Raw genomic sequence first — 26,251 nt, forward strand, 5'->3', positions numbered from 1 at the left:
TGAGGAGAACACAATGAATGTATGGATTGCTTTGGCCGTTGTTTTGTTGATCCTTGCCCTGCTGGCGTTTATTACCAGCCGCGGCGCCCAGGACACTCGCCCGATGTTCCTGTGGGGGTTCAACGCCATGGGGCCGGTTACCCTGGTCTATTGCTATTTCGGCGAGGGCGATCTGAGCCACAAAGCCCTGATCCTTCTCATGGTCGGCCTGTACCTGCTGCGCATGAACATCGTGCTGACACGTTGGTACGGCAACACCGCCGCGGCCAAACTCAAGGACGTGATGCCCACGCAGCAGGTGCCCTGGCTGGCGGTGATGATGGTCATGATCTTCGGCGGCCTGTACTGCCTGCCCTTTTACTGGGCCAGCCAACTGCAGGGGACGTGGGGCGCGCTGCAATGGCTGGCCATTGGGGTCTACCTGATAGGCACGCTGTTCCACTTCGGCAGCGATTATCAAAAACGGCGCTTCAAACAGGATCCGAACAATAAAGGCCGGTTGCTGAACAGTGGCTTTTGGGGATTGGCGCGCCATCCGAATTATTTCGGCGACTTTCTTATTTTCGTCAGCTTCGGGCTGCTTGCCGGCAACCTGTTTGGCCTGATCGCACCGCTGACTAACCTGGTGCAGTATTTCGCCGACGCCATTCCCAAAAGCGAGAAAATGGCCGAGAAGCGCTACGGCGAGGTCTGGCGCAACTATAAACGTCAGGTTAAGTGTTTCATTCCTTTCGTGCTGTAACCCCAACGCGGCAGCGCGGTTCGGGTAAGCCGACCGCGCTGCCGCCGATAAAACGCCTTGTCATACAACACAAAACGACCGTCACGCCCGCGCAAGTAAAAACCGCCTTGACCTTACCCTTGCTGGAAGGTTTAAGATCCCTTCTTAGTGAAAACAGGTCAGGCGGTCAACCTTTAAACACCGCCTTCTAAGCAAGGAGTCCAATCATGTCACACACCACTATGCTGGCATTGCAGGGGCTGTCCTGCATGAACTGCGCGCAGCGGGTGAAAAAAGCCCTGGAAAGCCGCAGCGATGTCGAACAGGCGGACGTTAACGTGCATTACGCCAAAGTGACCGGCGACGCACCGGACAGCGCGCTGATCGACAGCGTGATCGCCGCCGGTTATCAGGCCGAAGTCGCGCCGCACGCCGATACCGAACTGCAGCTGAGCGGCCTGAGCTGCATGCACTGCGTCGGCACCACCCGCAAGGCTCTGGAAGCGGTGCCGGGCGTGTTCGCCGCCGAGGTCGAGATCGACAGCGCGAAAGTGTACGGCGATGCCGATTCGCAGGCGCTGATCGCCGCGGTGGAAGATGCCGGTTATCACGCCAGCGTAGCGGGCGCCGCCGCCCCAAAAACTGAGCCGTTGGCTGACGCAACACCTTCGTTGCCGGACGTTCAGCCAGCGGCGCAACCTTCCCTTCCGGCAACCGACAGCGCGGACGACAGCGTACAGCTGCTGCTCAGCGGCATGACCTGCGCCAGCTGCGTCAATAAAGTGCAGCAGGCGCTGCAAAGCGTACCCGGCGTAGAACACGCGCGCGTCAACCTGGCGGAACGCAGCGCGCTGGTGACCGGCGCCGCCGATGCGCAAGCGCTGGTGGCGGCGGTGGAAAAAGCCGGCTACGGCGCCGAGATGATTCAGGACGAGACCGAACGCCGCGAGCGCCAGCAGCAGACCGCACGCACCAACATGAAGCGCTTTAGCTGGCAGGCGGCGCTCGGTCTGGCGTTGGGTATCCCGCTGATGGCCTGGGGGCTGTTCGGCGGCAGCATGACGCTGACGCCGGAAACCCAGCGCCCCTGGCTGCTGGTCGGCGTCATCACCCTGGCGGTGATGGTGTTCGCCGGCGGGCACTTCTACCGCAACGCCTGGCGCGCGCTGATGAACGGCAGCGCCACCATGGACACCCTGGTGGCACTCGGCACCGGCGCCGCCTGGCTTTACTCGATCGCCGTCAACATTTGGCCCGATTTCTTCCCGATGGCGGCGCGCCACCTCTATTACGAGGCCAGCGCGATGATCATCGGTTTGATCAACCTCGGCCATGCGCTGGAGCAGCGCGCCCGTCAGCGTTCTTCACAGGCGCTGGAGCGGCTGCTGGATCTGACGCCGCCCACCGCGCGCCTGGTGACCGACGACGGCGAGCGCGATATCCCGCTGGCGGAGGTGCAGCTCGGCATGACGCTGCGGCTGACCACCGGCGATCGCGTGCCGGTCGACGGTGAAATCGAGCAGGGCGAAGTCTGGCTCGATGAAGCGATGCTGACCGGCGAAGCGGTGCCGCAGCAGAAAGGCCCCGGCGATACGGTGCATGCCGGGACGGTGGTCGACGACGGCAGCGTGCTGTTCCGCGCCGCCGCCATCGGCAGCCAAACCACGCTGGCGCGCATCATCAAACTGGTGCGTCAGGCGCAGAGCAGTAAACCGGCGATCGGCCAACTGGCCGACCGCGTCTCGGCGGTGTTCGTGCCGGCGGTGGTGGCGATCGCGCTGTTCAGCGCGGCGATGTGGTACTTCTTCGGCCCGCAGCCGCAGCTGGTCTATACGCTGGTGATCGCCACCACGGTGCTGATCATCGCCTGCCCGTGCGCATTGGGCCTGGCAACGCCGATGTCGATCATCTCCGGCGTCGGCCGCGCGGCAGAGTTCGGCGTGCTGGTGCGCGACGCCGACGCCCTGCAGCAGGCCAGCCAGCTGGACACCCTGGTGTTCGACAAAACCGGCACCCTGACCGAAGGGAAACCGCAGGTGGTGGAGATCCTCACCTTCAATCAGGTCAGCGAACAGCAGGCGATCGGCTGGGCCGCCGCGCTGGAACAAGGCTCCAACCACCCGCTGGCGCGCGCCATCATGGAACGCGCCGCCGGGCAAACGCTGCCGCAGGTAGCGCAGTTCCGCACCCTGCGCGGCGCCGGCGTCAGCGGGGAGATCGACGGCGTGCAGGTGCTGTTGGGCAACGCCGCGCTGCTGGAGCAGCATCAGGTCGCGACCGCCGAACTGGAAGCGCCGATGCGCGCACAGGCCGAACGCGGCGTGACGCCGGTGCTGCTGGCCGTGGACGGTAAACCGGCCGCGCTGTTCGCCATTCGCGATCCGCTGCGCGAGGACAGCGTCGCGGCGCTGCAGCGCCTGCACCAACAGGGATATCAGTTGGTGATGCTGACCGGCGACAACCCGGTAACCGCCAACGCCATCGCCAAAGAGGCCGGTATCGATCGGGTGATTGCCGGCGTGCTGCCGGACGGCAAAGCGGCGGCGATCAAGCAGCTGCAGGCGCAGGGCCAGCGCGTGGCGATGGTCGGCGACGGCATCAACGACGCCCCGGCGCTGGCGCAGGCCGACGTGGGCATCGCGATGGGCGGCGGCAGCGACATCGCCATCGAGACCGCCGCCATCACCCTGATGCGCCACAGCCTGCACGGCGTGGCGGATGCGGTGGAACTGTCGAAGGCCACGCTGCGCAACATGAAGCAGAACCTGTTCGGCGCCTTTATCTACAATACGCTGGGCATCCCGATCGCCGCCGGCGTGCTCTACCCGCTGACCGGCACGCTGCTCAGCCCGGTGGTGGCGGGCGCGGCGATGGCGCTGTCGTCCATTACCGTGGTCAGCAACGCCAACCGGCTGCTGCGTTTTAAACCCAGGAAGTAAGCTCCGGGGCGCCGTCAAGGCGCCCCGCCGTTTTCCGGGCTTTCCTGCGCGGCGGATAGCGTTTAGCATGAATGACGATTTTCCCCTCGCCTTTCATGCTGAAACGCGCACCCGTTATTCAGGAGCCACGCCGTATGGGTCAACTGTTACGCCGCCTCGCCGCCTTTCTCGGCCTGATTTCCCCCAAACGTTACGCTTATCCGGCGCTGGACATCACTCTGCCAGGCGATCGTCGGCTGCATCTGGTGGGCAGCATCCATATGGGCACCGTCGATATGTCGCCGTTGCCGCCCCGGCTGGCCGCCCGGCTGCAGCAGGCCGACGCGCTGATCGTCGAAGCCGATATCACCGACTCCGCCTCCCCTTTCGACCACGCCGAACTGCAGCCGGCGCTGGAACAGCGCCTGTCCGCCGAAGATTATCAACGGTTGTTGGCGCTGTGCCATGAGTTAGGCGCCGACCCGCACACCTTCGCCACCCTGCCCGGCTGGCAGGTGGCGCTGATGATGCAGGCGCGCCAGGCTCAGCGTCTGGGGCTGCGCGCGGAATATGGCGTGGACTATCAGCTGCTGCAGGCTGCCCGGGCGCAGGACAAACCGGTAATCGAACTGGAAGGCGCGCAGCAGCAGCTGGCGATGCTGGAACAATTGCCGGAAGGCGGCATCGCGCTGCTGCGCGATACGCTGGAACACTGGCATACCAACGCGCGGCTGCTGCAAACCATGGTGAGCTGGTGGCTGGACGCCAAACCGCGCGGCACGCTGGACACGCTGCCGGCCACCTTCAGCGCCGGGCTGTACGACGTGCTGATGCATCAGCGCAATCGCGACTGGCGGCGTCAGTTGGAGGCGCTGCCGGCCGGTGACTATGTGGTGGCGGTTGGCGCATTGCACCTGTACGGCGAGGATAACCTGCCGGCGATGCTGCAGCCGCAGGGGTAAAAAAGTGGCCAATATCGCTATTGGCCAGTCAAAGAGGAATTTCTTGTATTCTAGTTATACGCATAGCAACCGTGTTAACGGTTACAGTAAACAGGGTAGCAACCCGGTGAATATCTTGGCAACCCGCTTTATGTAACAGCCGCTCAGGTTGCCGGGCAGGTTGGATTTTTGTATTTTTAAGGCTGGTTATCACCCTTTCCCCGCTGGGGACATTTTGGACAACACATCATGACGCCCGCAGTCGTTCTGCTTGAGAAACAAAAGGTCGCCTTCACCCTTCATCCTTATCACCACGACAGTGACGAAACCAACTTCGGTGACGAAGCGGTGAAAAAGCTGGGGCTGGATGCCGATCGGGTTTACAAAACCTTGCTGGTGGCGCTGAACGGCGACGCCAAACACCTGGCGGTGGCGGTCACGCCGGTCGCAACCCAGTTGGATCTGAAAAAGGTCGCCCGCGCCCTCGGCGCCAAAAAGGCCGAGATGGCCGATCCGCAGCTGGCGCAGCGCGTGACCGGGTATCTGGTGGGCGGCATCAGCCCGCTGGGGCAGAAAAAACGGCTGCCGACGGTGATCGACAGCCCGGCGCAAGCGTTCACCACCATCTATGTTTCCGGCGGCAAACGCGGGCTGGACATCGAGTTGGCCGCCGCCGATCTGTGCCGCCTGCTGGCCGGCAGCTTCGCCGACATCGCCAAACGCGACTGACGCCGCGCGCTCAGCGGCACGCCACCGTGGCGTCACAGGCCGCCAGCGTTTCCACCAGGCGGTCCTCCAGCGCCTTCACCTTCGCGCCGGGCACCAAATAGTTATTGCTGATGATGGCGAATGCCAGCGGCCGACCGGTCGCCGAATCGACATAGCCGCTGAGCGACGATACGCCGGTCATGGAACCGCTCTTGGCGTGGGCGCGCCCTGCCGCCGCGCTGTTCACCATGCGGTTACGCAGCGTGCCGCCCACCAGCAATCCCGGCTCGCCTGCAACGGGCAAGGCGTGATACCAGTCGGCGAACCACGGCTGTTTTCTGGCCGCCAGCAGCAGCGTCGTCAGCTGTTGCGGCGTGATCTGGTTCATGCGCGACAGCCCTGAACCGTCCACCTGGCGATAGGAGTCAGCCGCGATGCCCTGGCTTTGCACAAATCCGTTTATCGCCTGAAGGCCGGCGGCCCAATCCCCTTTACCCTGCGTCTTACGGCCCATCGCCTTGGTCAATATCTCGCCGTAGCCGTTATTGGAGACTTTCAGGAAGGTGACGACCAGGCGGGAGAGCGGCGGCGAGGTTTTTTCCGCCAGCAGCTGTGCGCCGGCCGGCGTCACGCCCTCGTCAACCTTGCCACGCAGGGTGATGCCGTGCGCGCGCAGGGCATGTTGCAATAAGGCGCCGACGACGAGGGACGGTTGATCGACGGTAATCAATCGCGAGCTGGCCTCCGCCTGCGCGGCGATGGTGCCGCTGACCACGATCCGGTTGCTGCCCGGCCGGCGCTCGTACGTCAGCGCGGTGTCACTGCCGGTGGTGGTGCGGTTGACCAGCGTCACCGCGTCATTGGCGGGATAGAAGCTCGCCCGTCCCGGCGCGCCGGCGCGGGCGCCCGGCCGCACCGCCACCTGCACCACGTTGATATCGCCGCCGGGAGTAAAGGCGTAGTTCAGCGCCGAGATCGGCGCAGCGAAGGCGAAAGGTTCATCGTCCCAGCTCCAACCGGCGCCGAATGGCGTCTGATCGAAGGCGCCGGCATCCAGCAACAACCGCCCCTGTATATGACGGACGCCGCGCTGCGCCAGCGCCGCGGCGAAGGTGTCGAGATCGTCCGGATGCAGCGTCGGATCGCCGCTGCCCTGCAGATAGAGATCCCCTTGCAAGGTGTCGCCGCGCTGTTTACCGGCGGTCAGCAGCCGGGTTTCAAAGCGGTAATCGGCCCCCAGCACGCCGAACGCCGCCAGAGAGGTGAACATCTTCATGTTGGAAGCCGGTGCCAAACGCTGATCCGCGTGCGCCTGATACAGCACCTTGCCGCTGTTGGCGTCGCGCACCATCACGCCGCTCGACGCCCCGGCCAACGCCTTGTCCTGGCCGATGGCCGCCAGCGCCTGGCTGAGGGTTTGTTCGTGACGTGGGCCGGATGACGAACACCCCGCCAGCGCCACGATGGCGGGCAGCAGCCAGCCTGCGGTTTTCAACATGTCATCTTCCTGTTTGCGTTATCAAAACCAAATTGTCGCTCAGGCTATCATTGGAAGGCGGCGGCGGCGACTTTTGCGTGCGTTTGAGGCGGGGTTTTCGGCGGGAAAACAGGCGGCCCGCCCATGGGGGCAGGCCGCGGCGGTGGCGATTAGCGATAAACGATTTCGCCCTTCGGTTCGTAAGCCGCCGCATCCAGCGGCGAGTGTTTCTCGATGTATTGCTTCAGCACCTCGGCGTCGATAAAGCCGGTGTTGACATAGCTCGGCAGCCCGTCCAGCTTCGGATAGCCGTCGCCGCCCAGCGCGTTGAAGTTCAGCGTCGCCATGCGGTAAGTTTTATCCGCCTGCAGCGGCTGGCCATTGATCTTCACCTCGCTGACGCCCTTGCCGTCCGCCACCAGGCTGACGTTGGCGAACTGGGCGTAGGCGCCGGAATCCGGCTTCATGTTGGCCACCACCGCCAGGTACTGCTCAACCTCGCGGCCTTTCATATCGACATGCACCAGGGTGTTGCCGAACGGCTGCACCTTGAGCACATTCTTGTAGGTGATATCGCCGCTTTCAATTGAATCGCGCACCCCGCCGCCGCTCATCACGGCGAAGTCGGCGTCGGCGCGCTCCTTCTGCGCGGCCAGCATCACCCGCGCCAGGTTGGTCTGCACGAAGCGCACCTTGCTGCGGTCGCCTTCAAGCTTGCCGTTGACGCTGCCGATCTTCACTTCCAACTGCGCCTTGCCCTTATCCTGGAATGGCGTCAGCAACTTCATCATGGTCGGATCTTCCGCAATCTGCTGGGTGTAGTACACCCGCTCGCTGGTGCCGTCCGCTTTCTCCACTTTCTTCTTCAGGTTCACCGGAATCAGCTGATAATGCACCAGCTTCAGCTCGCCGTTGCGGAATTCGAAATCGGCGCGCCCGACGTATTTGCCCCACTCGTGCGCCTGCACGATCCAGGTGCCGTTCTGGCGATCCGGCGAGCACGGCGTGCCCGGCACATAATCCGCCTGCTTGCGGTTGTCGCCGGCCATGCACACCGGATCCTGCGAGTGGCCGCCGACGATCATGTCGAGATATCCGGCCGGCAGGCTGCGCGCCATCTCCACGTCGCCCGGCGCGTTCGAGCCGTGTTCGCCGTTGTCATAGTGCCCCATGTGGGTGGCGGCGATAATCACGTCCGGCTTCTCGTCCTTACGCAGTTGCTCCACCACCTGCTTCGCTTCCTGCGCCGGCACGCGGAATTCCATGTCGGTGAAGTACTCCGGGTTGCCGATCTTGGCGGTGTCGTCGGTCGTCAGGCCGATCACGGCAATCTTGATGCCCTGCTTGTCGAACAAGGCGTAAGGCTTGAACAGGCGCTGGCCGGTGCTTTTCTGATAGATATTGGCGGACAGCAGCGGGAAGGTCGCCCACTTCTCCTGCTGGCGCAGCACGCTCAGCGGGTTGTCGAATTCGTGGTTGCCGATCGCCATCGCGTCGTAACCCACCAGGTTCATGCCGCGGAAGTCCGGCTCGGCGTCCTGCAGATCCGATTCCGGCACGCCGGTGTTGATATCGCCGCCGGACAACAACAGCAAGCTGCCGCCCTGCGCCGCCACTTCCTGACGAATGCCGTCCACCAGCGTTTTCTGCGCGCCCAGGCCATATTCACCGTGATCGTTCTGCCAGAAGTGACCGTGATGATCGTTGGTGTGCAGAATGGTAATGGCGTAGGTCTTATCCTTTTCCCAGGCACTGGCGGCCCCCGACAGCAACGTCAGGGAAACGGCCAACGCGCATGCGGTGGTTTTCAGCGAAAAACGCATGGCGGATCTCCGTGTATTAAATGGCTTTTATGATGAGGCCGAAATTGTAGCGCGAATTAATGACAGCTGATTTCAAATTTTTGCGATGTGAGTCTGATTATTTCAGATATGGTAAAAATTGAACGTCCTGCCTAAGATGTCATCTCTGTGCTCAACAACTTATCAGGCTAATAATAATATGACCGACAGTAGCCAAAGCGCGATGCCGCCCGCCAAGGGCAGTGCGGTGAAGGGAACCGCCTTCTCCATCCTTGGCGCCATCAGCGTGTCTCACCTGCTCAACGATATGATCCAGTCGCTGATCCTGGCGATTTACCCGATCCTGCAAGCCGATTTCCACCTCAGCTTCGTGCAGATCGGCATGATTACCCTGACCTATCAGCTAACGGCCTCGCTGCTGCAACCATTGATCGGGTATTACACCGATAAACACCCGCAGCCTTACTCGCTGCCGATCGGCATGGGCTTTACCCTGTCCGGCCTGCTGCTGCTGTCGGTGGCGAGCACCTTCCCGCTGGTGCTGCTGGCGGCGGCGCTGGTGGGCACCGGCTCATCGGTCTTCCACCCGGAATCCTCGCGCGTGGCGCGCATGGCCTCCGGCGGGCGGCACGGCCTGGCGCAGTCGCTGTTCCAGGTCGGCGGCAACTTCGGCAGCTCGCTCGGCCCGCTGCTGGCGGCGCTGATCATCGCGCCTTACGGCAAGGGCAACGTCGCCTGGTTCTCGCTGGCGGCGCTGCTGGCGATCGTGGTGTTGCTGCAGGTCAGCAAGTGGTATCAACATCAGCATCGGGCAACTAAAGGGCAGCCGAAAAGCCCGTCGCTGCTGAAACCGCTGCCAAAACGTACCGTCGCCTACTCGCTGGGCATCCTGCTGGTGCTGATTTTCTCCAAATACTTCTATCTGGCCAGCATCAGCAGCTATTACACCTTTTATCTGATACATAAGTTCGGCGTTTCGGTGCAGAATGCCCAAATTCATCTGTTCGCTTTCCTGTTCGCGGTAGCGGCTGGCACCATTATCGGCGGGCCTCTTGGCGACAAGATAGGACGTAAATACGTGATTTGGGGCTCTATTCTCGGTGCTGCGCCGTTTACCCTTGTTTTACCCTATGCATCCCTCTATTGGACCGGCATTTTAACGGTGATCATCGGGGTTATTCTCGCCTCGGCGTTCTCCGCCATTCTGGTCTACGCTCAGGAGCTGATCCCCGGTAAAGTGGGCATGGTTTCCGGCTTATTCTTCGGTTTTGCTTTCGGTATGGGCGGGTTAGGTGCGGCAGTTCTTGGTTATGTCGCCGATTTGACCAGTATCGAACTGGTCTACCAAATCTGTGCTTTCCTGCCGCTGATCGGCATTATCACCGCATTACTGCCCAATATGGAGCATAAACCGCAATAACCCCGCGAACCGCCCGGATGAAATTATTTATTCATCCGGGTTATCCTACGGATAAATCAATGTTATTTGATTTATCTGGCCCAAAACCCCCTCATTGCCGCGCCTTAAGTGAGATCCTCTGTTTTTTTACAGAAAAGGCCAAATTAGCCAAGCAAGCCGCGAACAAATGCAATAAACTAAATGTATCTTTTCGTAACTTTGTTGCGATTCTCCCGTGCCGCGATGCATAGCCAGAAGGAGTATGGATGCATAATTCAACACCGCTCATCACCACCATCGTCGGAGGGTTAGTACTCGCCTTCCTCCTCGGCATGCTGGCGAACCGCCTGCGCATTTCCCCTCTAGTGGGGTATCTGGCCGCAGGGGTGCTCGCCGGCCCGTTCACCCCCGGTTTCGTCGCCGACACCTCACTGGCGCCGGAACTGGCGGAAATCGGCGTTATCCTGTTGATGTTCGGTGTTGGCCTGCACTTCTCTTTGAAAGACCTCCTCGCAGTAAAATCTATCGCCATTCCCGGCGCCGTGGCGCAGATAGCCGTCGCTACCCTGCTCGGCATGGGGCTGTCCAAGCTGCTCGGCTGGGATCTGATCTCCGGTCTGGTGTTCGGCCTCTGCCTCTCCACCGCCAGCACCGTGGTGCTGCTGCGCGCCCTGGAGGAACGGCAACTGATCGACAGCCAGCGCGGGCAAATCGCCATCGGCTGGCTGATCGTCGAAGATTTGGCGATGGTGCTGACGCTGGTATTGCTGCCGGCCTTCGGCAATATGCTGGGCAACGACAACGCCAGCAGCAGCCAGCTGCTGATGGAGCTGGCGCTGACCATCGGTAAAGTCATCGCCTTCATCGCGCTGATGATCGTGGTCGGCCGCCGCCTGGTGCCATGGATCCTGTCGAAAACCGCCAGCACCGGCTCGCGCGAACTGTTCACCCTGGCGGTATTGGCGCTGGCGCTCGGCATCGCCTACGGCGCGGTGAAGCTGTTCGACGTCTCCTTCGCGCTGGGCGCCTTCTTTGCCGGCATGGTGCTGAACGAGTCCGAACTGAGCCATCGCGCGGCGCACGACACCCTGCCGCTGCGCGATGCGTTCGCGGTGCTGTTCTTCGTCTCGGTCGGCATGCTGTTCGATCCGATGATCGTGATTAACGAACCGCTGGCGGTGCTGGCGACGCTGGCGATCATCGTGTTCGGCAAATCCGCCGCCGCGTTCCTGCTGGTGAAAATGTTCGGTCACTCCAAGCGCACCGCGCTGACCATTTCCGCCAGCCTGGCGCAGATCGGCGAGTTCGCCTTTATTCTGGCGGGCCTCGGCATCGCGCTCGGCATGATGTCGGAGCACGGCCGCAATCTGGTGCTGGCCGGCGCCATCCTGTCCATCATGCTCAACCCGCTGTTGTTCACCCTGCTGGAACGCTATCTGGCCAAAACCGAAACCATCGAAGAGCAAATCCTCGAAGAGGCGGTGGAAGAAGAGAAACAGATCCCGGTGGATATGTGCAATCACGCGCTGGTGGTCGGCTACGGCCGCGTCGGCAGCCTGCTGGGCGGCAAACTGGCCGAGGCGGGCATTCCGCTGGTGGTGATCGAGAATTCCCGCCCACGGGTGGAAGCGCTGCGCGAACAGGGTATCAAGACGGTGCTGGGCAACGCCGCCAATCCGGAAGTGATGGATCTGGCGCGGCTCGACTGCGCGCGCTGGCTGCTGCTGACCATCCCGAATGGCTACGAGGCCGGCGAAATCGTCGCCTCGGCGCGCGCCAAGCGGCCGAATATCGAGATCATCGCCCGTGCCCACTACGACGATGAAGTGGCCTACATCACCGATCGCGGCGCCAATCAGGTGGTGATGGGCGAACGGGAGATCGCCAACAGCATGCTGAACATCCTGCAGTTGGACACCCTGAGCGAAGAAGAAAAAATGGGCGGCTGCCCGATCTGAGGCACCGCGCATAAAAAAAGGTCCGGCATGCCGGACCTTTTCTTTTTCAGCGGGTTAACGCTCCCAGTAGGACTCTTCCAGGCTGTCTTCGCGCTCCGGCAGGCCGCGCGTGAGGCGCGGCGAATGCTGGTTCAATACCTGGTAGCTGACGCGGTTGGCGTATTTGCACACCTGCGCCAGGGAGGAGTAGGTCAGGTAACTGCGCACGTGCTTGCTCGAGTTCGGCACGTTGTGGCGGTGATAACCGTTGGCGGCGATATCGTGCAGCAACGCCGACAGCGCGCCGTCGCCGGCGCCGTTGGTGTTCATGATCTTCTCCGGCCCGCCCATATACGGCGCGATGTGCGAATAAACGCGCAGCGGATTTTCACAGTGCTCGCGGCGCATGGCGCGGCTGAACTCGTAGCGGTTGAACTCGGCGATATGCCCCGGCAACAGCGGGTGCTGGGTCTGGCGCTTATTGGCTTCTTCGGTGTAGCCCGCCATATACAGGCCATTCGGCCCGGCGGTGCACAGCACCAGATCCACCCACTCCAGCGCCATGTCCGACGCGGTCAGCGGATCGCTCAGCCCGGTCAGCTCCAGCGCTTCGTCTTCGTTCATCGCCAGAATCGTCACATTTTCCTTCAGGAAGTCGCGCCACCACTGCGGGTTGTCGGCGATCACGTACTTGGTGCCCAGCGTCAGCACCACCGGCACATCGTGTTTTTTGGCGTACTCGATCGCCTGCAGGGTCGCGTCCTTTATCGGCTCCCCTTCCTTGCAGCGCACCAGATAAGAGCTCAGCACCAGCGCCGACGCGCCGGCGATCACCTCTTCAGGAATGCTTTCCGGGCGCAGCTGGTTCATCTGGCCAGGGTTGATGGCGAAGGTGCGCTCGCCGCTTTCGCCGATCAGCGTGAAACAGCGGCCGATGGCGCCATCAACACCCTGCAAATAGTTAAGATCGGTGCGGCTGGAGGTATTGCACAGATAACGGTAGGCGTAGCTGCCGATTTTCACGTTGCTGCACATCACGCCGAGCAGTACCGAACGATCGTCCGCCAGCACCGAATAGTTGTGCATGGTATTGCCGATGGTGCCGCCGGCGAACTGATGGGTGACCAGGTTGTTTTCATTCAGTTCCTGATACAGCGCCTCGGCGACGTCGTCTTCGATCACCAGAGAGTGGCCCAGGCTCAGGCCGTAACGCTGGACAAAAGCATCGTCCACTTTTGCCTCGATATCCACCAGCGTCTGGTCGATGCCGACAATATACGAGGTGCTGATTTCACTTTCGGGCTGGGCCTGCTGCAGAAGCGGATCGCGGGCGCTCACCGGGAAATAGTGTTTGGACTTGCGTTTACCAGGAAATTTCATGTGATTGGTGGTGGTGGCGGTTTAACAAGCGGAGAATGTTAACACATCCCCGCCCGATCACGATGCATCTAATAGACAGATTATGGATGATTACAGACGCTGCGCCACCAGTTGCTGCATCATGTCAATATGCGCCGGCTCGTCGTTCAACGCAGAGATGTATTCAAATTTCTCGCCGCCGGCCTTAAGGAAGATCTCGCGGTTCTGCTCTTTGATCTCTTCCAGCGTTTCCAGGCAGTCTGCCGAGAAGCCGGGGCAAATCAGTTGAATGTGCTTCACGCCCTGCGCCGGCAACCCTTTTAGGGTCTCATCGGTATACGGCGTCAGCCAAGGCTCGCGGCCGAAGCGCGATTGGTACGTCATCATCACTCGCTCCGGCGCCAGCGGCAGCGTGGCGCTCAGCGCACGCAGCGTATCCTCGCAGCGTTGCGGGTAGTCGTCGCCCAGCCGCGCATAACGTTTGGGGATGCCGTGGAAAGACAGCACCAGCCGGTCCGGCTGGCCGTGCTCGGCGAACGAGCGCTCCACGCTTTGTTGCAGCGCGGCGATATAGGCCGGGTGTTCGGCGTAATCGCGAATGAAGGCCACAGAAGGCAAGCGGCGATAGCCTTTCAGCACCCGCGCTATGCCGTCCCATACCGCCGCGCTGGTGGAACAGGAATATTGCGGATAGAGCGGCAGCACCACCAGGTTGGTCACGCCCTGCGCCAGCAGCTTGTCGATGGCTTCCGCCAGGCTCGGCGAACCGTAGCTCATGCCCAGCTCCACCGGCGTATTCGGCATGCGCGCCGCCAGCGCCCGCTGTTGGCGGCGGCTGTACACCAGCAGCGGCGAGCCTTCTTCCATCCACACCGACTGATAGAGTTTCGCCACGCGCGGCGAACGGATCGGCAAGATCGCGCCGTTGAGGATCGGCCACCAGATCAGCGGCGCCGTGTCGACCACGCGATCGTCACTGAGGAATTCCTTCAGATAGCGTTTGACCGCCGACGAGGTCGGCGCATCTGGCGTGCCCAGGTTCACCAGCAATACGCCGTGTTTCTCTTGCTTCATCTCAGTTCCCCTCATTTCCTTTCCGGCCGGCATTCCGTTCTGGGTCGGGATGTCAGCAGCCATTAATGCCGGCTATTGTAACGGAAAAGTCCTGCATCGAAACCGATAACAGCAACAGGCTATGCCTGTGGGCTTCTTCCTTGCGCCAGCTGCCATACCGCCGCCACGTTGCGCGCCGTCACCTGCAGATTGCGATCGGCGCCCGCCAGCGCTTCTTCCAGCGTCACAATGCGATCGAGCACCGAAAACGCCGCATCGATGCCGTGTTGATGCACCACCGAATAATCCGGCGTCAGGCTGCCGGCGATGGCGATCACCGGCACGCCGTAACGCTTGGCCACCCGCGCCACGCCGATCGGCGTTTTGCCGTGAATCGACTGGCTGTCCAGCCGCCCTTCGCCGGTGATCACCAGATCGGCATCGCGCACCGCCTCATCCAGGCGCAGGGTTTCAGTGACGATCTCTATGCCCGGCCGCAAACGCGCGTCGAGCATGCCAAGCAGCGCCGCCCCCATGCCGCCCGCCGCACCCGCCCCTGGCTGGGTCAGCACGGCGCGGCCGGTTTCCCGTTCCAGCAGTTCGCCATAGTGATGCAGCGCCGCATCGAGCTGCGCCACCATCTCCGGCGTCGCCCCCTTCTGCGGCCCGAATACCGCCGACGCGCCCTTTTCGCCGCACAGCGGGTTATCGACGTCGCAGGCGGCGGTCACGCTCACCCGTTGCCAACGCGCATCCAGCCCGGCGAGATCGAGGTGCGCCAGCTGCGCCAGCGCCGCGCCGCCCACCGGCAGCGGGCGACCATCCTTATCCAGCAATTTAACGCCCAGCGCCTGCATCATCCCAGCGCCGCCGTCGTTGGTGGCGCTGCCGCCGATGCCGAGAATGATCGCCTTCACGCCGCGTTCCAGCGCCGCCAGCATCAGTTCGCCGGTGCCGTAACTGGTGGTGATGCGCGGATCGCGCCGGTTGGGCGGCGCCAAATGCAGTCCGGAGGCGGCGGCCATTTCAATCACCGCGGTTTCGCCGTCGCCCAGCAGACCATAGAATCCCTGTACCGGCTCCCCCAGCGGCCCGGTGACCGTTACCTGGACGATCTCGCCGCCGGTGGCCGCCACCATCGACTCCACCGTGCCTTCGCCGCCGTCCGCCATCGGCAGCTTCACGTAGTGCGCCTGCGGATAAATCTGACGGAATCCCCGTTCGATGGCGTCGGCGACGCCGAGCGCGCTCAGGCTCTCTTTGAAAGAATCCGGAGCAATAACCACTTTTTTCAGCGCTTTCATCACTGTTCCTTATCCCGCCAGGTTAAATACGCCAAACATCAGCGCCGAGATTGCCGCGATGGTGAACCCCACCAACGTTTCATACGGCAGCAGCTTGAGCCGCTCGTGCACCGCCATATTGACGCTGCCGCCGGTGGCGTGGAAGAAACTGCCATGCGGCAGGTGATCCAGCACCGTGGCGCCCGCGTGGATCATCGCCGCGCCGGCCAACCCGCTCACCCCCAGTTCCAGCAGCGTGGAGCTGAACACCCCGGAGGCGACGGCGGTGCCGGCGGTGGTCGAGGCGGTCGCCATCGACATCAGCGCGCCGGACAGCGGCGCCAGCAGCCAGGCCGGCAGCCCGGTGTGCGTTAAGCCGTTAATCAAGACATCCTTCAGCGCCGAATTGGCGATGATGCCCGCCAATGTGCCGGTGCCGAGCAGCATGATCGCCACCGGCGCCATGCGCGACAGGCCGGAAACCATAAACTGATTGCACTGACGAATGCGCCCCATCAGCAGCGCACCCGCCAACCCGCCGGCCGGCAGCGCGATCAGCGGATCGACGGCGATCCCGGCGATCGGCCGCAGCGACAGCAGCAGGATCGCCACCAGCGGCGCGCTGATCGCCGCAGCAAAACCCGGCCGCGCTCCTTCGGCATGCTGAGTCAGCTCTTCGGCCATCACCCTGCTGCCTTTATCGCTCAGGCGACGCGCCAGCAGATAGGCCACCACCAGGCCGCACAGGCCCGGCACGATGCCGGCCATCATCACCGAAGTGAGCGGCACATGGAAGTTGTCCGCCGCCGCAATGGTGTTCGGGTTAGGCGACATCACGTTGCCGGCCTTGCCGCCGCCGATCATCGCCAGCAGGATCGCCGCGCGTGAAATGCCGGCCTTCTGGGCGATCGACAGCGCGATCGGCGCGACGGTGATCACCGCCACATCGATAAACACCCCCACCGCCGTCAGGATAAGTGTAGCCACCGCCAGCGCCAGCAACGCGCGGGTTTCGCCCACCTTGCGCACGATGGTTTCGGCGATGGTGTGCGCCGCGCCGGATTCGATCAGCACCCCGGCCAATACCCCCGCCGCCAAAATGCGCATCACGGCGTTGGTGATGCCCTGCGCCCCGCCGATCATCAGCGTCACGGTCTGCACCAGGTCGGCGCCGCCGCACAGCCCGCCCGCCAGCGCGCCGGCGATCATGCCGTAAGCCGGCGGCACCTTGCGTAGAATCAGGACGATGGCGACGGCTAACGCCACCAGCGCCCCCAGAGTGGATACGGTTGTCATTGTTGTTTTCTCCGTGGTTGATGTGCAGGCCAACATATCGCGCGCGTCCGGCGTTGACCTGAGGGGAAACAACAAAAAAGCGCCGGGGGAACGGCGCGGAATTTGTGGGTTGGCACAACTCAGTCGTGCATCAGCATGCCGATAAACAACCGCAGAGAGTCAGTTAATTGATTGATTTTCATGCCGGTTATCGCTTCAATGCGCTGCAGGCGATAACGCAGGGTATTGACGTGAATATGCAGCTGCGCGGCGGTCTGCGTCTGATCACAATTCTGCGAAAAATAGTGGCGCAGCGTACTGCGCAGCACGCCTTTTTCATCCTGTTCGCCCAGCGTCCGCCAGGGGCGCCCCAGCTCTTGCGCGCGCCAGTCCTCTCCCAGATCGCACAGCAGCGACGGCAACGGATAGTCGTGGTAGAACAGCGTGGCGTGACGCAGTTTCAGGCGCTGCGCCATTGCCTGGGTGGCGCGCGCCGTCAGGCTGGAACGGTAGGCGCTTTGCGGATCGTCATAAAAACCGCCGACGATCAGCCGCACCCGAAAGCGGTGTTTAAGCTGATTTTGCAAACGCTGCGCCTGCTGGCGCTCCAGCTTCAAACTCCATTCGCCCTGAGCCATGCAGGCCGGGCGCAACAGGGTCATTTCATTGAAGCCGGTAATGGCGATCAACGCGTCGCGCTGGGTGGCCTCCAACTCCGCCAACAGCTCGCGCAACAGGTGCGGCTGCGCCTCTTGCAGTTCGACGATCCACACGATGCGCGTCTGGCGCAGATCCAATCCCAGATACGCCGCCATCGCTTCCAGCGACGCCGTGTTCGGCTGCGGCTGCAACAGCTGGTTCGCCAGCTCTTCCCGGTAGCGCTTTTCCCACTGGTGCTGATCCAGCAGCGCCGCCTGCTCTACCATCATCTCCGCCGCCATCTTGACCAACTCGGCGTAGGCGCGCACCTCGGCCGGTTCGCCGGAAATGCCAATCACCCCCACCCGCTGGTTACGAAAGCTGAACGGCAGGTTGATGCCGGGCCGCACGCCCTTCAGGTGCTCGGCGGTGGCGCGGTCGATTTCCACCACCCGATTCTCCGCCAGCGCCAGCACCGCGCCTTCATGGCGCTGGAACAGGCGCTGCGGGTTGCCGGAGGCGATGATCACGCCGTTGCTGTCCATCACGTTGACGGAATGGCTGATGATGCCCATCGCCCGCTGGACGATCTGGCGCGCGGTGGCTTCCGCCAGAAGATTGGTTTGTCTGAGCATGCCCGGCTCCCTGCTGAGGGTGAAAACGCAGGCTTGTTATACGCCATTTGGCGTGGGCGATTAACGGGCACGGTTGCAACAAGCCGCCGCGATCACAATTTGGCGGCAAAACGGCAAAAAAAACGCCGGGCCACGGGCCCGGCGTCATGCACAATGCGCTTGCGATCAACCGAGGATGGTCGCCAGCTCTGCGCTCACTTCGGCCACCTTGCGGGTGCCGTCGATTTTGCGGTATTGGGTGTTGCCCGCTGCCGCTTCTTTGCTGTAGTAAGAGATCAGCGGCGCGGTCATCTGATGGTATTCCACCAGACGCTTGCGTACGGTCTCTTCCTGATCGTCCTTGCGCGTGGTCAGCTCTTCGCCGGTCACGTCGTCTTTGCCTTCCACCTGCGGCGGATTGAACTTCACGTGGTATACGCGGCCAGACGGCGCGTGCACGCGGCGGCCAACGATGCGGTCAACGATCAGCTCGTCCGGCACGTCGAACTCCAGCACGAAGTCCACGTTGATGCCGGCTTCTTTCATCGCGTCAGCCTGCGGAATGGTGCGTGGGAAACCGTCCAGCAGGAAGCCCTTGCGGCAATCTTCCTGAGCGATGCGCTCTTTGACCAGCGCGATCACCAGCTCATCGGTCACCAGCTTGCCGGCGTCCATGATCTCTTTCGCCTGCTTGCCCAGTTCACTGCCGGCCTTCACGGCTGCGCGCAACATATCACCGGTGGAGATTTGCGGAATGCCGTATTTCTCCATGATGAATTGAGCCTGAGTACCTTTACCAGCGCCCGGAGCGCCCAGCAGAATGATACGCATTGCGTAAATCCCCTTGCTATGTAGTTTTTATAAAATTGCGAAAACGCTCAACGATACCATTTCAGGGGGGGCAGGCTCAAGGCGCGCGAAGGAAATCGATTGCGGAATGTGCAAAAAAACCGACGAACAAAAGGCGAGAAAAGGTGGGGAAAAACCGAAAATGCGCCCCTAACGGTGCCGTTAAGGGCGCATATCTTCAACTTTAGGCGGACAGCAACTTATTCATGCGGCGTATGAACAGGTTCGGATCCTCCAACGTGCCGCGTTCAGCCAACAGCGCCTGATCCAATAGCAGGTCGATCCATTCGGCAAAATGTTCGTTATCGCCCACGTCGGATGCGCGTTTGACCAGAGCATGTTCCGGATTAAGCTCGAAAATGTACTTCACTTCCGGCGCCTGCTGGCCGGCGGCGGCGAACAGCTTGGCCATCTGGGTGCTCATTTCGTCGGCGTCGGTCACGACGATCGCCGGCGTATCGGTCAGGCGGTGCGTCAGGCGCACATCCTTCACGCGATCGCCCAGCAGGGTTTTCACGCGTTCGATGAATGGTTCCAGTTGCTTCTCGGCGGCCTTCTGCTCTTCGGTTTCATCCGCCAGTTTATCCAGCGCTTCATCCGCCTTGCTGACCGACTGGAACGGCTTGCCGTCGAACTCGGTCAGGTAGCTCATCATCCACTCGTCGATGCGATCGGACAGCAGCAGCACTTCGATGCCTTTCTTGCGGAACAGCTCCAGGTGCGGGCTGCTCTTGGCCGCGGCGTAGCTGTCGGCGGTGATGTAGTAAATCTTCTCCTGGCCTTCCGCCATGCGGCCGACGTACTCTTCCAGCGATACGGTCTGCGCCGAGCTGTCGCCGTGGGTGGTCGCGAAGCGCAGCAATTTGGCGATCGCTTCCTGGTTGCCGTTGTCTTCCGCCGGGCCCTCTTTCAGCACCAGACCGAATTGCTGCCAGAATTTCTGGTAGCCTTCGGCGTCGTCTTTGGCCAGCTTATCCAGCATCTGCAGCACGCGCTTGGTCAGCGCACCGCGCAGGTTTTGCGTCACGCGGCTGTCTTGCAGGATCTCGCGCGACACGTTCAGCGGCAGATCGTTGGAATCGATCAGGCCACGCACGAAGCGCAGGTAGTTCGGCATGAACTGCTCGGCGTCGTCCATGATGAACACGCGCTGCACATACAGCTTCAGGCCGTGCTTGTGATCGCGGTTCCACATGTCCCACGGCGCCTGCGCCGGGATGTACAGCAGGCTGGTGTATTCCTGCTTGCCCTCCACCCGGTTGTGGCTCCAGCTCAGCGGATCGGTGAAGTCGTGGGCGATGTGTTTGTAGAACTCTTTGTACTCTTCGTCGGTCACGTCAGCCTTGCTGCGAGTCCACAGGGCCTGCGCCTTGTTGATCTTCTCCCAGGTGACGGTGTCGTCTTCTTCGTTTTTGCTTTCGATCTCCACCGGCAAGGCGATGTGATCGGAATATTTGCCGATCACCGAACGCAGGCGCCAGGCGTCGAGGTACTCATCTTCGCCTTCGCGCAGATGCAGGGTGATTTCGGTGCCGCGGGTCTCTTTGGTGATGTCGGCGATGGTGTAGTCGCCTTCGCCGGCGGACTCCCAGAACACGCCTTCGTCATCGGCGGCGCCGGCGGCGCGGGTGCGCACGGTCACTTTGTCCGCCACGATGAACGCCGAATAGAAACCGACGCCGAACTGACCGATCAGTTGGCTGTCTTTCGCCTGATCGGAACCGATGGACTCCAGGAACGCTTTGGTGCCTGACTTGGCGATGGTGCCGAGGTTTTCAATCACTTCTTCGCGGCGCATGCCGATGCCGTTGTCGGCGATGGTCAGGGTGCGCTGCTCTTTATCGAAGGACAAACGTACGCGCAGTTCGCCGTCGCCGGCGTACAGCTCTGGCGCGGACAGGGCGCGGAAGCGCAGCTTGTCGGCGGCGTCAGAGGCGTTGGAAATCAGCTCGCGCAGGAAAATTTCTTTGTTGGAGTACAGCGAATGGATCATCAAATGAAGCAGCTGTTTTACTTCAGACTGGAACCCGCGGGTTTCTTGACCTTTCATACTCATTGATTACCTCAAAAGACAATGGCTACCAAAATCGAACAATGAGGATCAGATGAGGGTCAGGGTGTTGTTTTTCAAGCGGACAGCGGGAATTTTTTGGCAAAAAACGGTGGGGCCGGGCGGCCCCATCCGGGAAAACATCAGAACTTGATGGCGTGGCGCCCGGCCAGCGAATGCGACAGCGTGGTGCCGTCGACCATCTCCAGCTCGCCGCCCACCGGCACGCCGTGGGCGATGCGGCTGGCGAGCACGCCATACTGGCCGCACATCTCGGCGATGTAGTTGGCGGTCGCTTCCCCTTCCACCGTCGGGTTGGTGGCGAGGATCACTTCGGTGATGCTTTCCTTTTCCAGCCGTTGCTCCAGGCGATCCAGACCGATATCGCCCGGCCCGATGCCGTCCAGCGGCGACAGATGCCCCATCAGCACAAAGTAGCGCCCGGCGAACTGGCCGGTCTGCTCGATGGCGTGGATATCCGCCGGGCTTTCCACCACGCAAATCTGGCCGTTTTGCTGACGGCGCGGATTGGCGCAAATAGTGCAGACGTCCTGTTCGGTGAAGGTGCGGCAGTCGGCGCAGTGGCCGATCTCCGACATCGCGCGCGTCAACGCCTGCGCCAGGCGCATCCCGCCGCTGCGATCGCGCTGCAGCAGCTGAAACGCCATGCGCTGCGCCGATTTCGGGCCGACGCCCGGCAGGCAGCGCAACGCCTCCATCAGGGATTCAAGGAGCGGGCTGGTTTGCATCAGAACGGCATCTTGAAGCCAGGCGGCAACTGCATGCCGCTGGAGACGGAAGCCATTTTCTCTTTCTGAGTCTCTTCGATGCGGCGCGCGGCGTCGTTAAACGCAGCGGCGATCAGATCTTCCAGCATCTCTTTGTCGTCTTCCATCAGGCTAGGATCGATCTCCACGCGGCGGCAGTTGTGCGCGCCGTTGATGGTGACTTTCACCAGGCCCGCGCCGGATTCGCCGGTCACTTCCAATTTGGCGACTTCTTCCTGCATCTGCTGCATTTTTTCTTGCATTTGCTGGGCTTGCTTCATCAGGTTGCCCAGACCGCCTTTACCAAACATAGTCGTCTCTCGTCGCTAGGGCCGCGCACCTCGCGCGGCGTTTAAAGGGGGCGAATACTCTCTTCATCCAGATCCGCGTCGAAGAATCGGCGCAGCGTCTGAATGTTGGTATCCGCTTCGATGGACTGGCGCGCCTGCGCCAGCTTTTCTTCATAGATGGCTTGTCGCCATTCCAGCGGGGTCCGCCCCGCCGGATTATCGTCCTCCACCACGGTCAGCTCAATCGGGCCGCCGTACAACTCACCGAGCGCGTCGGCCAGCGTCTTCTGCGCCGAAGGCGAATTCAGATGGCGCTGCGAAGACCGCAGATGGAGGTTAATTTTGCCCGGCTCCGGCTGCTGCTTGAAGGCGTTCAACGCCAGCTGCTGCACCAATTTCGGGATCTTCAGCTTATCGATTTCCGCCGCCCAGGCGTCGCGCTCCAGCGACTCCACCACCAGCTTGGCGGCCAGCTCCGGTGTTTTCTCGTGCTCCAACGCCGTGCGCAGCGCTTTCGGCGTCGCCAGTGGTTCCGGCGCCGCTTCCGGCTCGGTCTGCGCGCGCCAGCGATAGGCTTCCGGTTTCGCCGGTTTTTCCAGCACCTTCTTCTCCGCCAGGCGCTGCTGGCTGCGCTCGGTCACGGAAGCCAAACGCCCCAGCGCCGAGTTTGCCGGCCGCGCTATTCCTGGCGCCGCCGGCTCATTCTTTTTTGGTGTGGATGCTCCCTGCTGCCGTTGCAGCTGGGACCGCGCTTTCAACAGCTGGGCGGTGGCATCCGGTAAAGGGGCCGATGATTGTCGCTGTGGCGCGGCCGGCTGCCCTAGCGGCGGCGGCGCGTCCTGAAACTGCGGCGGCTGTTGTGAAGCGGCGGCCTGCGGCTGCGCCATCGGCGCCGGCGCGGTCTGCACCAACGCCACCGGCTCCGGGATCACCGCTTTCGGGTGAAACGCCAGCGCACGCAGCAGGGTCATCTCAACCCCCATGCGGCGATCCGGCGCATAGGCCAGCTCTTTGCGGCCCACCAACAGCGTCTGGTAGTAAAGTTGCACATCGGCCGGCGGCAGGGTTCGCGCCAGCTCGCGCAGCCGTTGCTCCACGGCGGCGTACTGGTTGTCGAGCATCGAAGGCAACAGCTGCACCATCGCAATGCGATGCAGCAGCGCCAACGTCTCCACCAGCAGATTTTCCCAGTCCACGCCGCGCGAAGCGGCCTGCGCGACCTGCGCCATCACCTTTTCGCCGTCGGCGCTGACCAGCGCTTCGAGGATCGCCAGCGGTTGCTCGTCATCGAGCGTGCCGAGCATCTGGCTGACGGTGGCGGCGGTCACCTGCCCCTGCCCCATGGCGATCGCCTGATCGGTCAGGCTCAGCGCGTCGCGCATGCTGCCGTCGGCGGCGCGCGCCAGAAGCTGCAGCGCACGCGCGTCGCTGGTGATCTGCTCCGCCGTCAGCACCGTTTCCAGCTGCTGACGGATCTGATCGACGTCCAGCGCTTTGAGGTGGAACTGCAGACAGCGCGAGAGAATGGTCACCGGCAGCTTTTGCGGATCGGTGGTGGCCAACAGGAATTTGACGTGCGGCGGCGGCTCTTCCAACGTCTTCAGCAACGCGTTGAAGCTGTGGCGCGAGAGCATGTGCACTTCGTCGATCAGGTAGACCTTGAAGCGGCCGCGCGCCGGCGCGTACTGGACGTTGTCCAGCAGATCGCGGGTATCTTCCACCTTGGTTCGGGAAGCGGCGTCGATCTCGATCAGATCGACGAAGCGCCCCTGCTCGATCTCGCGGCAGTTGTCGCATTGGCCGCACGGCGTGGCGGTGATGCCGGTTTCACAGTTCAGGCCTTTGGCCAGCAAGCGGGCGATGGTGGTTTTCCCCACGCCGCGCGTGCCCGAGAACAGATAGGCGTGATGGATCCGCCCCAGTGAGAGGCCGTTGGCCAGCGCGGTCAGGACATGTTCCTGGCCGACCACGTCTGCGAACGTTTGAGGGCGCCACTTACGGGCGAGAACCTGATAGCTCATTAATACCGGAGAAGTCGAGGAATCTGGAGGGTCATGCTAACACAGCCCCGCGGCGATCCGCGAGGCCGTTGTGCCCAAGGGGCAATGCCGCATCAATGGCCGGCGAAGTCCACCAGGCAGTAGCAATCGATGCCCAGCTTGTTCAGACGCGCTTCCCCGCCCAGATCCGGCAGGTTGATGATGAACGCGGCGTCGTTCACTTCACCGCCCAGACGGCGGATCAGTTTGGTGGTCGCTTCGATGGTGCCGCCGGTCGCCAGCAGATCGTCCACCACCAGCACTTTGTCACCCGCAGTGATGGCGTCGGTGTGGATCTCCAGCTTGTCGGTGCCGTACTCCAGCTCATAGCTTTCGCTGAGCGTGGCGCGCGGCAGTTTGCCCGGTTTGCGCACCGGCACGAAACCGACGCCCAGCGCCAGCGCGACGGGCGCGCCGAACAGGAAACCGCGCGCTTCGGTACCCACCACCTTGGTCACGCCCGCTTCGCGATAGCGCTCAACCAGCAGCTCGATGCTGGCGGCGTAGGCCAACGGGTTTTCCAGCAGGCTGGTCACGTCGCGGAACAGGATGCCCGGCTTCGGATAATCCGGGATGGTTTTGATACTGTCTTTAATAAACTGAAGCTGCTGCGCAGTAGCGGTCATAATTGTTGCCTGATAAAACTGCCTGAAAACCGGCGCGCCGCTCACCCGCCGCCCCCGGGTGAAACACACCGGAGAAGAAATGGCAGGCGATCCGCGCACGAAAACGCCCAAATCTATGCAAACTGGCGGACAAATGCAACCAGCGGCGCACAATCAGCGCTGTTTTTGTTGCGACAGGTCAATAACCGGCAGGCGCAGCATAAAGGTCAGCAAAATAGCCAGCATCAGCAGCAACAGCCCGCGCACCCACCAGATTTTCACCAGCCACAGCGAACAGGCGAAGGTAAGTACAATAACCAGCACCGCCTTCCACTTCGCCCCCGGCGGCAGCGCGCGATGCTGCTGCCAGTGGCGCAGATAAGGGCCGAACCAGGAGCGGTACAGCAGCCAGTGATGAAAGCGCGGCGAAGAGCGGGCGAAACACCAGGCGGCCAACAGCAGGAACGGCGTGGTCGGCAGCAATGGCAGCACCACGCCCAACGTCGCCAGCACCACCGCCAGCCAACCCAAAATGATCAATAACCCACGCGTCATGCGGCTCTTCGCTCCTCAATCGGTTGCCGCCTACTGTAGCATCGGCGCCGCGCCGGCGGAATATGCGTACGGCGCTTGTTTCACGGCAGGATCGCGGGCAAGCTTACGCCTGTTGAAATCAAGAGGGAGCTTATGTGAGCACTCAGCGTCTATTACAGGTGTTGGCACAGCAGATCGCGGCGCTGGCGGCCGAAGTGACCCCGCGCGGCGACGTTCCGATCCCGCAGGCGCGCTTCGACGCCGCCCTGTTCGCCAATCGCGGCACGCGGCTGCGCGACTACCTGGCCGAAGTGGAGAAAAATTTCGCCCAATTGCAAAGCGCCGCCAACGACAACCGCACCAGCCAGGTGGCCTTTCTGGCCGAAAAACTGGTGGCTCAAATCTCTGCCCTGCAGCGCGAGCTGGCAACCCAGGCGCTGCGGCGCAAGAACCAGCCGAAAGAAGCCCCCGAGGCCGATCTGTACCACAAACTGGCCGAACATCAGGACTACGAACGCCGGCTGATCGCCATGATTCAGGATCGGGAAAGCCTGCTGGGGCGCCAGACCACGCTGGCGGCGCAGCAAAAGCTGCAGCACGAGCTGGCGGCGCTGGAGGGGAGACTGATGCGCTGCCGTCAGGCGCTGGCGCGCATCGAGCGCAATATCGAGCGCAAAGAAAACGGTTTTTGAAGATTTATCACAATATTTTAATGATTATTCCCGGTTGCGCGCCGGGTTCACTATACTCTGCCGAGACACGAGTTTTTCATCCCATTAATTAATAAGCGCAGGTGCTATGTCTCTGGAAAACGCCTCACCCGAACTGCAGCTGGCGGTAGACTTGATTTACCTGCTGGAATGCAACGAGATCGATCCGGCTACCGCGCTGGCGGCGCTGGATATCGTCAAACGGGATTATCAGGAAAAGCTGCAGCGCGCCGGCGTCACCTCGCCCTATCTGCCCGCCGGACAGTAACCGGGGACAGCGC

22 protein-coding genes and 1 other annotated feature are annotated in these 26,251 nt (G+C 62.1%); of the genes, 8 read left to right on the forward strand and 14 right to left on the reverse strand.

Translation table 11 applies throughout. The features are described 5' to 3' along the window. Positions 1-13: 13 nt before the first annotated feature. From ACJ8KE_RS12535 to ybaK, 4 genes are all read left to right on the forward strand, one after another. The gene (locus ACJ8KE_RS12535; protein WP_016928822.1) at positions 14-742 is read left to right on the forward strand and encodes a DUF1295 domain-containing protein; all 729 of its coding nucleotides are present in this window, start codon (positions 14-16) and stop codon (positions 740-742) included. A 206-nt stretch (positions 743-948) separates the two neighbouring features. Continuing rightward, positions 949-3,660, forward strand: coding sequence for a copper-exporting P-type ATPase CopA (gene copA, locus ACJ8KE_RS12540; protein WP_234213859.1), 2,712 nt, complete (start codon positions 949-951; stop codon positions 3,658-3,660). A gap of 134 nt (positions 3,661-3,794) precedes the next feature. Then, positions 3,795-4,601, forward strand: coding sequence for a TraB/GumN family protein (locus tag ACJ8KE_RS12545; RefSeq protein WP_016928824.1), 807 nt, complete (start codon positions 3,795-3,797; stop codon positions 4,599-4,601). Positions 4,602-4,829: 228 nt separating this feature from the next. After that, positions 4,830-5,309: a Cys-tRNA(Pro)/Cys-tRNA(Cys) deacylase YbaK gene (gene ybaK, locus ACJ8KE_RS12550; RefSeq protein WP_016928825.1), complete on the forward strand. Its 480-nt coding sequence runs from the start codon at positions 4,830-4,832 to the stop codon at positions 5,307-5,309. Positions 5,310-5,319: 10 nt separating this feature from the next. Here ybaK and dacB read toward each other — a convergent pair whose 3' ends face one another. Both dacB and ushA read right to left on the reverse strand, forming a co-directional pair. Further along, the gene (gene dacB, locus ACJ8KE_RS12555) at positions 5,320-6,786 is read right to left on the reverse strand and encodes a D-alanyl-D-alanine carboxypeptidase/D-alanyl-D-alanine endopeptidase (protein ID WP_147827482.1); all 1,467 of its coding nucleotides are present in this window, start codon (positions 6,784-6,786) and stop codon (positions 5,320-5,322) included. 149 nt (positions 6,787-6,935) lie between these two features. Next, entirely contained in the window at positions 6,936-8,588 is a 1,653-nt protein-coding gene (ushA, locus tag ACJ8KE_RS12560) for a bifunctional UDP-sugar hydrolase/5'-nucleotidase UshA (RefSeq protein WP_016928827.1), read from the reverse strand. A gap of 178 nt (positions 8,589-8,766) precedes the next feature. Here ushA and ACJ8KE_RS12565 point away from each other — a divergent pair, with 178 nt between their 5' ends. Together ACJ8KE_RS12565 and ybaL are read left to right on the forward strand one after the other, a co-directional pair. After that, positions 8,767-9,987, forward strand: coding sequence for an MFS transporter (locus ACJ8KE_RS12565; protein ID WP_048795904.1), 1,221 nt, complete (start codon positions 8,767-8,769; stop codon positions 9,985-9,987). Positions 9,988-10,232: 245 nt separating this feature from the next. Continuing rightward, the gene (gene ybaL, locus ACJ8KE_RS12570) at positions 10,233-11,924 is read left to right on the forward strand and encodes a YbaL family putative K(+) efflux transporter (protein WP_004940247.1); all 1,692 of its coding nucleotides are present in this window, start codon (positions 10,233-10,235) and stop codon (positions 11,922-11,924) included. Positions 11,925-11,978: 54 nt separating this feature from the next. On the opposite strand, the gene ACJ8KE_RS12575 is transcribed toward ybaL, so the two are convergent. The 12 genes from ACJ8KE_RS12575 to ACJ8KE_RS12630 form a co-directional block, all read right to left on the reverse strand. Next, positions 11,979-13,283, reverse strand: coding sequence for an inosine/guanosine kinase (locus tag ACJ8KE_RS12575; RefSeq protein WP_004940249.1), 1,305 nt, complete (start codon positions 13,281-13,283; stop codon positions 11,979-11,981). A 90-nt stretch (positions 13,284-13,373) separates the two neighbouring features. Further along, positions 13,374-14,336: a ferrochelatase gene (hemH, locus tag ACJ8KE_RS12580; protein ID WP_139375535.1), complete on the reverse strand. Its 963-nt coding sequence runs from the start codon at positions 14,334-14,336 to the stop codon at positions 13,374-13,376. Between the two features lie 119 nt (positions 14,337-14,455). Further along, positions 14,456-15,619 (reverse strand): glycerate kinase, encoded by a 1,164-nt coding sequence (locus ACJ8KE_RS12585; protein ID WP_079449600.1) that lies wholly within the window; start codon positions 15,617-15,619, stop codon positions 14,456-14,458. 9 nt (positions 15,620-15,628) lie between these two features. After that, entirely contained in the window at positions 15,629-16,894 is a 1,266-nt protein-coding gene (locus ACJ8KE_RS12590; protein ID WP_016928831.1) for a GntP family permease, read from the reverse strand. A gap of 119 nt (positions 16,895-17,013) precedes the next feature. Further along, positions 17,014-18,147: a sugar diacid recognition domain-containing protein gene (locus tag ACJ8KE_RS12595; protein ID WP_016928832.1), complete on the reverse strand. Its 1,134-nt coding sequence runs from the start codon at positions 18,145-18,147 to the stop codon at positions 17,014-17,016. Between the two features lie 165 nt (positions 18,148-18,312). Beyond that, the gene (gene adk, locus ACJ8KE_RS12600; RefSeq protein ID WP_004940261.1) at positions 18,313-18,957 is read right to left on the reverse strand and encodes an adenylate kinase; all 645 of its coding nucleotides are present in this window, start codon (positions 18,955-18,957) and stop codon (positions 18,313-18,315) included. A gap of 202 nt (positions 18,958-19,159) precedes the next feature. Then, complete coding sequence (htpG, locus tag ACJ8KE_RS12605; protein ID WP_016928833.1) at positions 19,160-21,025, reverse strand: molecular chaperone HtpG; 1,866 nt, start codon at positions 21,023-21,025, stop codon at positions 19,160-19,162. A 143-nt stretch (positions 21,026-21,168) separates the two neighbouring features. After that, complete coding sequence (gene recR, locus ACJ8KE_RS12610; RefSeq protein WP_004940263.1) at positions 21,169-21,774, reverse strand: recombination mediator RecR; 606 nt, start codon at positions 21,772-21,774, stop codon at positions 21,169-21,171. Next, positions 21,774-22,103: a YbaB/EbfC family nucleoid-associated protein gene (locus ACJ8KE_RS12615; protein ID WP_004940264.1), complete on the reverse strand. Its 330-nt coding sequence runs from the start codon at positions 22,101-22,103 to the stop codon at positions 21,774-21,776. Before ACJ8KE_RS12615 ends, recR begins: the two co-directional genes overlap by 1 nt. A gap of 41 nt (positions 22,104-22,144) precedes the next feature. Then, positions 22,145-24,103, reverse strand: a complete 1,959-nt coding sequence (dnaX, locus tag ACJ8KE_RS12620; RefSeq protein ID WP_442517254.1) for a DNA polymerase III subunit gamma/tau — start codon at positions 24,101-24,103, stop codon at positions 22,145-22,147. Further along, positions 22,748-22,812: a sequence feature (DnaX frameshifting element), on the reverse strand. Its footprint overlaps the gene before it by 65 nt. Positions 24,104-24,195: 92 nt before the next feature. Beyond that, entirely contained in the window at positions 24,196-24,747 is a 552-nt protein-coding gene (apt, locus tag ACJ8KE_RS12625) for an adenine phosphoribosyltransferase (RefSeq protein ID WP_015376864.1), read from the reverse strand. A 153-nt stretch (positions 24,748-24,900) separates the two neighbouring features. Next, a complete protein-coding gene (locus ACJ8KE_RS12630; protein ID WP_049299671.1) occupies positions 24,901-25,281 on the reverse strand; it encodes a DUF454 family protein in 381 nt (126 codons plus the stop codon). Positions 25,282-25,415: 134 nt separating this feature from the next. Between ACJ8KE_RS12630 and priC the strand changes: the two genes are divergently transcribed. Both priC and rsmS read left to right on the forward strand, forming a co-directional pair. Further along, complete coding sequence (priC, locus tag ACJ8KE_RS12635; RefSeq protein ID WP_033641136.1) at positions 25,416-25,952, forward strand: primosomal replication protein PriC; 537 nt, start codon at positions 25,416-25,418, stop codon at positions 25,950-25,952. A 106-nt stretch (positions 25,953-26,058) separates the two neighbouring features. Then, positions 26,059-26,238 (forward strand): pleiotropic regulatory protein RsmS, encoded by a 180-nt coding sequence (gene rsmS, locus ACJ8KE_RS12640; RefSeq protein WP_016928837.1) that lies wholly within the window; start codon positions 26,059-26,061, stop codon positions 26,236-26,238. The last annotated feature ends 13 nt before the right edge of the window (positions 26,239-26,251 follow it).

Source organism: Serratia sp. CY56464, assembly GCF_052168435.1.
Lineage (GTDB): Bacteria > Pseudomonadota > Gammaproteobacteria > Enterobacterales > Enterobacteriaceae > Serratia > Serratia marcescens.